Consider the following 10,640-nt stretch of genomic DNA (forward strand, 5'->3'; position numbering starts at 1 on the left):
TCCATAAGGGAAAAAGGAGAATCAGCCCATGAATCCGATCATGTCAAAATCTTTCAAGCAAAGTACCAAAGTGATGGGGGCCGTCGTTATTTCGACGGCGCTCCTCGCCGGCTGCGGCGCTCAGCCGCAAGCCGCACCGACGGCTGCCAACGCGTCGGAACCCCAGCTCAAGACGGTTAAAGTCACGAAAATCGAAAAGCAGAGAATCGGCGATCCGCAGGAGCAGGTAGCCGACGTTATTTCTTCCATCCAGATTGACGTGGTGACCAAGGTAGGCGGAGACGTCATGGAAGTATTGAAGAAACGCGGCGATATGGTGGAAAAAGGTGATGTGATTTTCCGCATGGACCCGACGGATGTGAAGCTTAAGAAGGAAAAAGCACAGATTGACGTTTCCAGCAGTCAACAGCAGTTGGAAAAATCCAGACAAGAATTGGTCAACAGCAAGCAGGAGATGAAGAATGGAATCAAGAAGCTGGAAGATTCCATTAAGGAGACCGAAAAGAACTATAACAAAATGCGTAACGATTACGATTTAGGTCTGGTTACAAAATTCCAGCTTGAGCAAATGGAGACGCAGCTTAACAATCTCAAGCTCGAACTGGAAAACAACCGCAACAAGCAGAAGACGCTGGAATCGACGAACTCCTTGGCACCGTTGGAGCAAGCGCTGCAATCCTCGAATCTTTCGATTCGGGAAGCCGACCGGACGCTCGAAAATATGGAAGTGAAAGCGACGGTTAGCGGTGTCTTAACCGACCTGCCGATTGAAGTGGGTATGTCTTTGAACGGCGGTTTCCCAGCCGGGAAGGTACAGCAGCTCGATCCGATCAAAATCCGGGCGGAGCTGACCGAGGAGACGGCCAATTTAGTGCGCGGCAAGCAGGAGCTGACATTTTACGTCCCAGGCACGCTGGAAAAGACGAAAGCCAAAGTCAGCTATTTGGCTGACGTGATGAGCGCCAATTCCAAGTCTTACACGTTGGAGCTTGAGTACCCTAACACAGAGCGTAAGCTCAAGCCTGGCATGAAGGCTCAGATTCTCGTGACGGAAGAAGCCGATCAGATGGTTGTTACCGTGCCTAGCACGGCTATCGTACGTGAAGGCGGAGACACGTTCGCTTTCGTACTCGTAGGCGATGCGGCGGAGAAACGCAAAGTGGCTTTAGGCCGTTTGAACGAAACGATCCAAGAAGTGCTGTCCGGTCTCAAAGAGGGAGAACAGCTCATCATTTCGGGTCAGAACCAATTGAAAGACAAAGAGAAAGTCCAGCTGGCCAAGTAACCCTCAGCGGACCTGACAGGAGGAAAACCAAGTGAACAACAAGCTGAAAAAAACCGTAGCATCCGTCGTTATTACCGCCTCGATTATGAGCACAGGTTACTCCGCTCTGGCAGCAGAGCCTGCAGGAAGCGAGCCTGCGGCGCAAGCTGTCGTAACCTATAAACTGACCGACCTTCTCGATGTGGAAGTCAAGGGCGTATTAAACGAGCGAATTCAGGACGGCACCCGACTCGGTGTCGTAATTCGAATGAAGAATAACAGTACTACCTCGACGCGTGTGCCGGACTACGAACTGCGTGTGAAGACCAGCGAAGGCGTCGAATATACGCTGCAGCCAAGCGTTTCGAATGTGAAAACGATTCAGCCGAAAGCGAACACGGAGCTCAGCTATATGACGGTCATTGACCGCACCGATACCGTAAATCTGGCCCAAGTGAACTGGACCGATGTCGATTACTACGTTTATCCGAAGAAGGAAACGCTGATTGTGGCGGCGCCAATTACGGGGGAGCCTTGGAAGGGCGGCGATACGCCGATTACCGATCCGAGTGCGATTAAGAAATGGTCCGACTCCTTTACGATCCCGACATTAACCTCGCCGATCCAGTATACGCCGGCGGCGATCAACAAGGAGTCGACGGACAAGGGTACCGTATATGTCGTACAATTGCTTGCTTATAACCCCTCGAACCAGCGCGAAGCGATTCCGACTTTCGCCGTAGACGGTAAGGCGGCGGGAAAAGTATTTTCCGGCAGCCAAGTAGAGCAAGGGAACATCACGCTGGAAGCGAAGGAAGAAAAATATATTCATTTTGCCATTCCGACGGACCAAGATACGATCTTGAACAGCCTGAACATTCTGACTCCTGAGAAATTTGCAGTTGGCGGCGCAGGCAGTGCAGGAGCAGGGGCTGGTGCTGCAGCTGGCGCAGGAGCGGGAGCCAATGCCGGCGCAGCCGCGGGTGCTGCCGGCGTATATAACGTAGGGCGCCTGAACATTTTGCTGCCGTCGCAGCAAACCGGAGAAACTGCTCTTTCCTATAAGCTCGGCACTCCAATGACGCTGGACAAACGAAGCCAGCTGATTCATCCGGACATGGATGTTTCCGTAATCGAGTTCCAAATGTTTGACAACAAGGAAGAAGGATCGAAAACCGTCTCGGCCAAATTCAAGCTTACCAATAAGACGGACCGACCGCTTGCCGTTCCGGCGTTTGCGACCGATCTGGTCAGCTCGGACGGTTATGAGTACAACGGCAGCCGTCAAAATATTACGACGCCGAACGTGCTTCCGAATTCTTCGCTCACAGTGAACTACTTCTACACGATCCCGGTGTCCGAAACTGGAAAGGGCTTGTCTCTGAAAATCCAAGATACGAAGACGGCCGCTCCGTACAAGTCGACGATTGGCGCTTACAGCATTGCGCTTCAAACCGAGGAAAGCAAGGATACATTCGAGCTGTATCCGTTTGAAATTAAAGTAAACAGCTGGCAAATCGGTACAAGCTTCAATGCTATGGGAGCGAAAAATTACCAATACAAAGCGAAGTTCTTTATGGAAGTCAGCCGTCACGATCAAGTCCAAGTGGATCCGAGCTTCTCGGGATTGCTGTTCGAGCTGTACGATTCCGCAGACCGATTGATCGGAACAGGCAACGGATCGTTTGTCGGAGCTAATCGTCTGACTACCGGCGAAAACAATATCACCTTTGACGGCAGCACGGAGCAATTCGATCACCCGCTGACGGTTCGGATTTACGAACAGTTCACGACTACGGGCGGACAGAAGTCCAAGCGTTTGCTCACAGTACTTAAGCAATCTTAATTCATAATCATTTGAAGCAAACGAAAGCCGGCCTCTGGGTCGGCTTTTCCCCAACTATCACCAGTTGTCCCATAGTATGCGAATATGGATCATGGTATAATGATAGCACTTCCATTAAAGGAGCGATTCTCATGAAACGTCAGGTTCACAGCAAAGAAATAAAAGCCGCGGTATATCAGAAGCTGGAGGAACGCGGCGTGACGATGGAAGATATAGCCCTGATCGTCAGAGAAATGCAGCTTCCTTATCATCCTGATTTGACGCTGGAGACTTGTCTCGAATCGGTCCATGCGGTACTGCAGAAGCGGGAGCTTCAGCATGCGATTCTTGTCGGTATCGAGCTGGACGTATTGGCTGAAAAAGGATTGTTATCCGAGCCGTTGCAATCGATTATCGAAAGCGATGAAGGACTGTTCGGTTGCGATGAAACACTCGCTCTCGGGTCAGTATTCGGCTACGGCAGCATCGCGCTGACGACGTTCGGCCATTTGGATAAACAAAAAGTCGGAATTATTAAGCGCCTGGATACCAAAAGCGGAAACGGAGTACACACCTTCCTGGATGATCTGGTTGCCAGCATCGCGGCATCGGCATCAAGCCGTCTGGCCCATCGGCAGCGGGATGCGGATGAACGGGACAATGTCGTCGCTTATATTGCCGCGTCGGAAGAAAACGTGGGCTGAAGCCGGAATTTTGTTATATATTGGAGGAGCTTCCTTATGCAAATAAGGGAGCTTTTTTTGGGTTAAGATACTAACAAAACTTCATCTTCATTCGATAAGCGGAGTGAACATAAAATGAACTGGGTCTATTGGGTGAAATTGTACGACAGCAAGTTTCAAGCCGGGTGTCTGGCCAAGCGAATGGAGGAAGACTGGTGGATTTACGGTTACGAATGCCCCAGCGAAGTTCAGGTGTTCCGTTCCAAAAAAGGCCGTTTTGGCGTTCGCTACACTGTTTAAATTTTTTACTTGACTCCAACGTTCTAGTTGGTGTATAGTTATCTTTGTCGCTGTCATTATACAGTGCGGATTTTCTGACGCGGGGTGGAGCAGCCCGGTAGCTCGTCGGGCTCATAACCCGAAGGCCGCAGGTTCAAATCCTGCCCCCGCAACCAAAGCTTCTAGGGCCCTTAGCTCAGTTGGTTAGAGCGGTCGGCTCATAACCGATTGGTCGGGGGTTCGAGTCCCTCAGGGCCCACCAAACAGAACTGCGCCGGAGTGGCGGAATTGGCAGACGCACAGGACTTAAAATCCTGCGGTAGGTGACTACCGTACCGGTTCGAGTCCGGTCTTCGGCAGTTCCAATAGTAGTATCATACATAAAGAGTTTTGCTTTGATCCGTCAGAGCAAAACTCTTTTTCGTTTCAGGAGGAGATTTTTGCTTCGGAGCCTCATATACTTTAGAACACGATCAGGAAGGGGGGCTCCTATGCCTTCGATTATTTTGGCTCCGATCAAAATTACCGGTGCCGACGGGGAAATCATTTTCGGCGATGTACTCCAGGTGAATCCGAAGAGTACGTCAAAAACAAACTCGGGTGCGGGTGGCGGCAATACGGGAGATTTCACCGCAACGTTCTCGCTTGTCAGCCTAACCAATAATTTTGATCCGGACTTTGCCGATTCCAATAACGCGGGGAATAATTAGGGTACATAGATACAACGGAGGAAGCGTGCCTCCTATAGATCTTGACCCATACCGTACGTCTCAAACGGCCGTTTCGCGCCAGATTTGGGACGTTTTTGTTTGCGGAAAAAGGAAGCTACATAAAACGGATATTGACGTCCGTATAGGGGTGGTCAATGGACTGCTTGCGCATGTGCAGTTGGAGAATCCCGTTCTTATAAACCGCTTTACAGCTGCTTGGCACGATTTGGCTAGCGAGCCGAATCGTTTGCGTTTTGTCGTCCGCGAGTCCTTCTAAACGGATGTGATAAGGATTGAGCATCAATCGAATTTTGTGCGCTTGTACTTTGTCGGGGATATGGATCTTGGCGATGATATTATTATGAGTGTCGAAGATTTCCGAATGAAAATGATGCTTGAGCGCCTGAACTTCCACGTTAGGTAATGCCCGGTTCAGAACGTCTTTGATATACCCTTCAACCCAGGATACCGGGTCTCCGTTGTCGCCGCTAAGGGAAGGGGTAGGGAACGGCATTTTCCCGTTAAAGAATTGCTCGAATTGTTTCCAATTCATATCGAAAAACGAGTTGTTATTTTTGGAATCGCCCATGTTTATCCACTCCTTACTGATTTCAGTATATGAGCACGAAGCGTAAACCATGAGTCCCCGCTAGCTGTCTAAAAACATACTTCTTATCCATGGATCATATACTACAATACAAAACCATTTGAGTTAGGGTGTGCCTCATGCCGGCTATCGTGGGCGCCATCAAAATTGTGAACGTCGGTACAGGCTCCATCGTGCACGTAGGAGATTCGATCCAGCTGGCTCCGAGCGTTACGTCTAAAACGTTTGCCGGGGCGGGTTCTTTCAATACGGGGGATAATTTGCGGGTCTGCAATATGGTCAGCACCACCAACACCTACGATAACGATATCGCTGACTCCAATGTGGTTTCCGCCGATAAGGCAGGTGTCGTGTAAACCGCCATGCAGCTAATCATACATCAAAGCATCGTCATTCAAAATTTCAAGATCGGCGCCGTGTCGAACTCTTCCGTGCTTCAGATCGGAACTGCGGGTACGATTCGCGCGTTAGCCAATCTATATAATACCGGAGGGTTTACGGGCCCAGCCCCGCAATTTACCGGTCTGACAGCCGCTCCGCAAGCGGGGCAGCCGGGGGTGACGCAAGAACCCAGCCCTTTGTCCCTGGTCCCGCTTCCTACACCTTCCAGGTAAACGGAGGAATGACGGATGTATTCATCTTACCCGGAATCTTACTTTCAAAAGCTGAACGATTATTTAAAATGGCAGACGAACCGCATCCGTTCCTTGGAAAATAAGGTCGAGTTGCTTTCCCAAGAGCTCGAATCGGTAAAAAAGCAGCGGGGAGTGACGATCGAGCGAATTGAGTATAAATTCGATCAATTAAAAGTAGAGAAGCTCGATGGGACGCTCAATGTCGGGCTTTCGCCTGCCGGACTCGGTGAACAATCGGTCGAGGATATGGAGGTCGGAGGAGAAACGATTCGAACTAATACGGCCAGATCGGAATCATTCGCACGTATCCAGGAGCGTGTGACGGATTATTTGCGGCACTCGTGTCCCGCCGAAATAGTGCAATTGGAAGAGAAGTACCAAGTGAAGCTGGATGAGGATGCGACTGAATCTATCATTGGCGATCTCCAGGGGCAGATCGGGCAGCGGATCGATTATTACTTAAAATATGGGCTCGACCCGGACGTAGTGATCTTGACGGCAGAGCAGGAACAGAGCATTACGGACAAAGTCATCCGGGATATTCGGCTTGGGCTTGAACAATATTTCTTAAAACGAAAAACCGGAGGAGGAACTCCGAATGAATCTGCAGGTGGAGAATAAACAAATTTGTGTCGGCAATATCCAAGTTGAGGGCGTTGCCAGCTCGTCGGTTTTCCTGATCGGTGACGCGGAGGTCATTAGCTTGTCCAGCGTGTTCGATACGCCGCCGGAATCGCTCATTATCGGGCCGCTCGTACCGCTTGCATCCGGACGTGCGTGATGGCTTGTGTTCCGCGTACATCCGTTGTGAGAAGTCTGAAGGTCAACGATACCGGTTATGGCTCCGCTATTTTTGTGGGGGACTTGGTTGATTTTTCTCCGGTCTCTTACGTTTTTGCTGTTCAAAGGGAGATTCCGATTTTTGATGGAGATGAAGGGACTTTGAGCGCTTATCCTATTTATTCCGCCCCGCTTCCTATAGGCCGGCACGAGCCGGCAGTGCAGATGGACGTGACCAACACATGTCCGCTCATCTGTGCCGGGGATGTCCGGGTCATCGCCATTTCCACGGCATCCATGGTGCAGTTCGGATCGGTCCGATCGATTCGTGCGGAAACCAGGGTGAAAAACATCCGTCAGTTGCTGCGCGGACTTCCTCCGAAGTGACGAAGAAAAAGCTTTTGAGAGTATATGGGCTATCGTGGGCTTCCGTCTCCTTTCTGTGATATAATCATTTTGTTATACTGGAAACGAACGGATAAGGGAGAGAACACGATGGCACGCAAAAAAATCGAGCACGTGGGCATCATGGTCCGGAATATCGACACATCGGTGCAGTTTTACAAAGATGTCGTAGGCCTTGAGCTGAAGGATAAACTCGTACATACGAACGGCGTCGTTACGCTGGCTTTTCTCGGTTTCAACGAGTCGGGTGAAACGGAGCTGGAACTGATTCAGGGCTATAACGACGGGCTTCCGGCGGAAGGCAAGGTGCATCATGTCGCTTTCACCGTGGACGACATTGAGGAAGAATTCGCCCGCATCAAAGAACTCGACGTGCGTTTGATCGATCAAGAGATTACGACGCTGCCGAATGGCTCGCGTTATTTCTTTTTCCATGGCCCGGATGGCGAATGGGTCGAATTTTTCCAATCGACGAGATAAAGCGCGCATGAATTCCGGAAAAGCAAAGCCCGATACGAAAATAAATTGTTTAAAATGCAAGCACTTTTATGTGACTTGGGACCCGGGTTTTCCCAGGGGCTGCCGCGCTTACGGCTTCAAAACCGCGGACATGCCTTCCGCTTTGGTGATGCGTTCCTCGGGCAAGCCTTGCTTGTCCTACGAAGAAAAAATTAAGTAAACGGCAGGGGAAACGACATGCTGTTCAGTAATCGTCAAAAGAAGCTGATCCTCGACGTTTTGCTCAAGGAGCGTCGGCGCCTGTTTTCCAAGCATAAGGGCGAACTGCTCGATAAAACGATCGAGGACTTGTCACAGATGCTGCGCAACGAAGAAATCAATGTAGAGCCTAAAGATAACGTTATCGATTGGAGCAGGAAAAGCGGCAAGCGCCGTTAGTCCGGTCGATCCCCAGGCATCCCGTTACGGGGGTGCCTTTTATTTGCGAATCAACTCCAAGGCCAACGCTTGTTCCTCCGTTAAAATAAATTGCTCGCCCAACCCGATCTCCTCGTCCGGATCTCTTCCGAACATGCCCAGTACTTCCAGCCATACCCCCTTCTCCATCGCTTCCGAGGCGGTGATCAAAATTTTCATCACAAGCCCTCCCGTTGAGTTCATTTCCTTTATTTTACCCAGTAAAAAAAAGTTCTACCACTTGAATTACGAACGCATGTTTGGTATATAATAATATAAAAGAACAAATGTTCCTGTTTAGGGGAGGGGGAAGCCGTGCTTCCATGGCAAAAGTACACGGGACGTATGGTTGAGATCATTTACGGGGACCGTTCCGGGCAATTCAGCAAGCGGAGGATCGTCATTCGCTCCGTACAGCCTGCTTTCATTCGGGCTTATTGCATGGAGCGCGGAGCGGTCCGATGCTTTGCCATCGATCGCATATTGGCCGTACAGCCGGTCCCATCCGCGAAGCGAACGCCGTCAACGTCAGCGAGACAGCGGGAATTGGCTTAAGGAGAGGAATGCATGTGAGAAGCAATCTGTACGATGAGTTGAAAGAGCACCGCCACGGAGATCAGGAGCGGCTAAGAAAGCTGATGGAAGAGATTCGTATGCTGATGGAAGCGAAAAAAAAGCGCCCTCTACTGGACAGACTTCGTACGAAACGTCCGAATACGAAGCCGAAAGCTTGGGAGTAGCAGGCATAAGCAAGTTCCCGAGAACAGCGGGGGCGTAGAAAAAAAGCAAAGCCCGGCGGCATGTGCAGATTAAGCGGATACCGGGCTAATGCTAACGTTTTCTTTCGAATCGGAGGCAACCTGACAAATTCCTGCGTTATATTTCATCGAATTGATGAAATGGAAACCTGTCTTGAAGACGACGTATTTCTTGAGCGGGTTCGGCTTGTGCAGCTTTTGGCAAGCGAGGCAATAGTACATAAGTTTTCTCCTTTTCGAGTCACAATATGACAATTATAGACACATTATATGCGTAAAATTGTGAAATATCACTCAAAATGGTGTAAAGTTTTACTAAAGAATTGTCCAATTCCGCTAATCGTCATCGAAACAACTCAAACGCAATAAAAACACAACCTCAAATCTTGAATTAGAGTCGAGCTGTATGTGACAAAAGAAAGAACGGAAAACCGCGCGGACGGTTAGCCGCGCGGTTGTTCCGCATGGTGAGGAGAGGGCGTGGAGGAGGCTGTCAATCGGGGAGGGAGCTAGGTCGATTGGCATATAATATATAAATCCGATGTGATTAATTGGATAATAACAAGAGATACGGGTACTGTCAATCCCTAAATTTATGTTTCGGTGTGCGGCGATGCTTGGACAAAGACGGCCTTTATCCGATAGGATACCGGAGGACCGTCTTCTTTATTTTGCCCAGGCCTTCCATCGGATTGTGAAGTTGTGGTACCCTGTAGTTGTCCGATAGAACTGAAAATAGAGAGCTTTTGACATTATTCGGAAAAGGTGGAGAACTGAATGAAGCATTTTGAGGAATGGGTCATGCAATTTTACGGACAACGAAATTGGACGCAATACGGCGTCTTCGAACGTATGGGTTTTCTGATGGAAGAAACGGGAGAGCTGGCGCAAGCCGTGCGTACGTATGAAATTGGCCGGGATCGTCCGGACGAAGCGGTAAAGCCGGAGCCGGTTTTGAAAGAGGAGCTGATGGGAGAGCTCGGGGACATTTTGGCGAATCTGGCGATTTTGGCCGATAAGTATGGTTTTACGTTGGAAGATGCCGCCAAGGCTCACCAGGAGAAATTATTGAAGCGATTCGAGGCCGACCCGCTGAACTAAGCCGCTCCGATTTTTTGCTAAAGTATAACGATGTGCAGAAGGTGGACAAACTAGAACAAATTTCTCAAGCAGGAGAGAATCATGCTCGCAGTCATCTTTGATGTAGAAACTACATACGTAACCGTAAAAGGCCACATCCCGGAAATCGTGGAGATCGGCGCATGCAAAGTGAATCTGAACGACCCGAGCGAAGCCGGCACGGATTGTTTTCAATGCTATACATTTCCTGAAATTAAAGGACGTTTCGGCAAAAAGACGTTAAAGTTTATCGGTTTGAAAGAAGAGGATCTGGGCAAGGCCGTTCCGTTTCGCGAGGGCTACGACCGTTTTATGGAGTGGATCGGCTCCGAGCTGGTTTACTTCTGCAGCTGGGGGGTCGATGACCGCAAAATTTTGCTGGAGCATTGCAAACGGTTCGATCTGTCGCAAAGCTGGCTGAACCATTACCATGACATTCAGAGGCCGATCTCGCAGCTGCTGGTCAAGCGCAATCAAATGAAGCTGAAGGATGCGATTGAACTGGCCGGTATCGAGAAAGAAGGCAGACTTCACTCCGCCTTGGTCGATGCGATCAACACAACGAAACTGTTTGTCCGGTATTACGATCAGCTTAATTTAAGAGCGGTGATGCGGGGATGAAGTTGGCTCCGATCGCATCAAGCTTTATCAAACCATGGA

At 49.8% G+C, this 10,640-nt stretch carries 19 protein-coding genes and 3 tRNA genes; 19 read left to right on the top strand and 3 right to left on the bottom strand.

Features of this window, described 5'->3' with window-relative positions; genetic code table 11:
• Nucleotides 1-28: 28 nt before the first annotated feature.
• The 8 genes from NI000_RS18395 (at nucleotide 29) to NI000_RS18430 (ending at nucleotide 4,761) form a co-directional block, all read left to right on the top strand.
• On the top strand, nucleotides 29-1,285 hold the full coding sequence (locus NI000_RS18395; RefSeq protein ID WP_253412921.1) for an efflux RND transporter periplasmic adaptor subunit: 1,257 nt from the start codon (nucleotides 29-31) through the stop codon (nucleotides 1,283-1,285).
• 31 nt (nucleotides 1,286-1,316) lie between these two features.
• A complete protein-coding gene (locus NI000_RS18400) occupies nucleotides 1,317-3,110 on the top strand; it encodes a hypothetical protein (RefSeq protein WP_253412922.1) in 1,794 nt (597 codons plus the stop codon).
• Between the two features lie 131 nt (nucleotides 3,111-3,241).
• A complete protein-coding gene (locus tag NI000_RS18405) occupies nucleotides 3,242-3,793 on the top strand; it encodes a phosphatidylglycerophosphatase A family protein (protein ID WP_253412923.1) in 552 nt (183 codons plus the stop codon).
• A gap of 114 nt (nucleotides 3,794-3,907) precedes the next feature.
• Nucleotides 3,908-4,072 (top strand): hypothetical protein, encoded by a 165-nt coding sequence (locus NI000_RS18410; protein WP_010492025.1) that lies wholly within the window; start codon nucleotides 3,908-3,910, stop codon nucleotides 4,070-4,072.
• A 78-nt stretch (nucleotides 4,073-4,150) separates the two neighbouring features.
• Nucleotides 4,151-4,227: transfer RNA gene (locus tag NI000_RS18415), tRNA-Met, on the top strand.
• Nucleotides 4,228-4,236: 9 nt separating this feature from the next.
• Nucleotides 4,237-4,313, top strand: a tRNA-Ile gene (locus tag NI000_RS18420).
• Between the two features lie 11 nt (nucleotides 4,314-4,324).
• A tRNA-Leu gene (locus NI000_RS18425) sits at nucleotides 4,325-4,410 on the top strand.
• A gap of 132 nt (nucleotides 4,411-4,542) precedes the next feature.
• Nucleotides 4,543-4,761, top strand: a complete 219-nt coding sequence (locus NI000_RS18430; protein ID WP_253412924.1) for a spore germination protein — start codon at nucleotides 4,543-4,545, stop codon at nucleotides 4,759-4,761.
• A gap of 115 nt (nucleotides 4,762-4,876) precedes the next feature.
• Here the strand turns inward: NI000_RS18430 and NI000_RS18435 are convergent, their stop codons facing one another.
• Nucleotides 4,877-5,350 (bottom strand): Hsp20/alpha crystallin family protein, encoded by a 474-nt coding sequence (locus NI000_RS18435; RefSeq protein WP_253412925.1) that lies wholly within the window; start codon nucleotides 5,348-5,350, stop codon nucleotides 4,877-4,879.
• 137 nt (nucleotides 5,351-5,487) lie between these two features.
• Here NI000_RS18435 and NI000_RS18440 point away from each other — a divergent pair, with 137 nt between their 5' ends.
• The 7 genes from NI000_RS18440 (at nucleotide 5,488) to NI000_RS18475 (ending at nucleotide 8,085) form a co-directional block, all read left to right on the top strand.
• Complete coding sequence (locus NI000_RS18440) at nucleotides 5,488-5,724, top strand: spore germination protein (protein ID WP_054972039.1); 237 nt, start codon at nucleotides 5,488-5,490, stop codon at nucleotides 5,722-5,724.
• A 6-nt stretch (nucleotides 5,725-5,730) separates the two neighbouring features.
• The gene (locus tag NI000_RS18445) at nucleotides 5,731-5,982 is read left to right on the top strand and encodes a spore germination protein GerPB (RefSeq protein ID WP_253412926.1); all 252 of its coding nucleotides are present in this window, start codon (nucleotides 5,731-5,733) and stop codon (nucleotides 5,980-5,982) included.
• A 15-nt stretch (nucleotides 5,983-5,997) separates the two neighbouring features.
• Nucleotides 5,998-6,624, top strand: a complete 627-nt coding sequence (gene gerPC, locus NI000_RS18450; RefSeq protein ID WP_253412927.1) for a spore germination protein GerPC — start codon at nucleotides 5,998-6,000, stop codon at nucleotides 6,622-6,624.
• Complete coding sequence (locus tag NI000_RS18455) at nucleotides 6,602-6,784, top strand: spore germination protein (RefSeq protein ID WP_253412928.1); 183 nt, start codon at nucleotides 6,602-6,604, stop codon at nucleotides 6,782-6,784. The genes gerPC and NI000_RS18455 overlap by 23 nt, the downstream gene beginning before the upstream one ends.
• Nucleotides 6,784-7,170, top strand: coding sequence for a spore germination protein GerPE (locus tag NI000_RS18460; RefSeq protein WP_253412929.1), 387 nt, complete (start codon nucleotides 6,784-6,786; stop codon nucleotides 7,168-7,170). Before NI000_RS18455 ends, NI000_RS18460 begins: the two co-directional genes overlap by 1 nt.
• Nucleotides 7,171-7,278: 108 nt before the next feature.
• On the top strand, nucleotides 7,279-7,668 hold the full coding sequence (locus NI000_RS18465) for a VOC family protein (RefSeq protein WP_253412930.1): 390 nt from the start codon (nucleotides 7,279-7,281) through the stop codon (nucleotides 7,666-7,668).
• Between the two features lie 216 nt (nucleotides 7,669-7,884).
• A complete protein-coding gene (locus tag NI000_RS18475) occupies nucleotides 7,885-8,085 on the top strand; it encodes a hypothetical protein (RefSeq protein WP_253412931.1) in 201 nt (66 codons plus the stop codon).
• Between the two features lie 39 nt (nucleotides 8,086-8,124).
• On the opposite strand, the gene NI000_RS18480 is transcribed toward NI000_RS18475, so the two are convergent.
• Nucleotides 8,125-8,283: a hypothetical protein gene (locus NI000_RS18480; protein ID WP_253412932.1), complete on the bottom strand. Its 159-nt coding sequence runs from the start codon at nucleotides 8,281-8,283 to the stop codon at nucleotides 8,125-8,127.
• Nucleotides 8,284-8,418: 135 nt separating this feature from the next.
• Between NI000_RS18480 and NI000_RS18485 the strand changes: the two genes are divergently transcribed.
• Nucleotides 8,419-8,658 carry a WYL domain-containing protein gene (locus NI000_RS18485; RefSeq protein WP_253412933.1) on the top strand — a complete coding sequence of 80 codons (240 nt, stop codon included), beginning with the start codon at nucleotides 8,419-8,421 and terminating at the stop codon, nucleotides 8,656-8,658.
• Between the two features lie 14 nt (nucleotides 8,659-8,672).
• Nucleotides 8,673-8,843 (top strand): hypothetical protein, encoded by a 171-nt coding sequence (locus tag NI000_RS18490; protein ID WP_253412946.1) that lies wholly within the window; start codon nucleotides 8,673-8,675, stop codon nucleotides 8,841-8,843.
• A gap of 69 nt (nucleotides 8,844-8,912) precedes the next feature.
• Here NI000_RS18490 and NI000_RS37150 read toward each other — a convergent pair whose 3' ends face one another.
• Nucleotides 8,913-9,083, bottom strand: coding sequence for a DUF3973 domain-containing protein (locus NI000_RS37150; RefSeq protein ID WP_375540984.1), 171 nt, complete (start codon nucleotides 9,081-9,083; stop codon nucleotides 8,913-8,915).
• Nucleotides 9,084-9,638: 555 nt separating this feature from the next.
• Here NI000_RS37150 and NI000_RS18495 point away from each other — a divergent pair.
• Both NI000_RS18495 and NI000_RS18500 read left to right on the top strand, forming a co-directional pair.
• Nucleotides 9,639-9,962, top strand: a complete 324-nt coding sequence (locus NI000_RS18495) for a MazG-like family protein (protein WP_253412934.1) — start codon at nucleotides 9,639-9,641, stop codon at nucleotides 9,960-9,962.
• 81 nt (nucleotides 9,963-10,043) lie between these two features.
• Nucleotides 10,044-10,601 carry a 3'-5' exonuclease gene (locus NI000_RS18500; protein ID WP_253412935.1) on the top strand — a complete coding sequence of 186 codons (558 nt, stop codon included), beginning with the start codon at nucleotides 10,044-10,046 and terminating at the stop codon, nucleotides 10,599-10,601.
• Nucleotides 10,602-10,640: the final 39 nt, after the last annotated feature.

It is taken from the genome of Paenibacillus tyrphae (genome assembly GCF_024158745.1).
Classification (GTDB): Bacteria; Bacillota; Bacilli; order Paenibacillales; family NBRC-103111; genus Paenibacillus_G; species Paenibacillus_G tyrfis_A.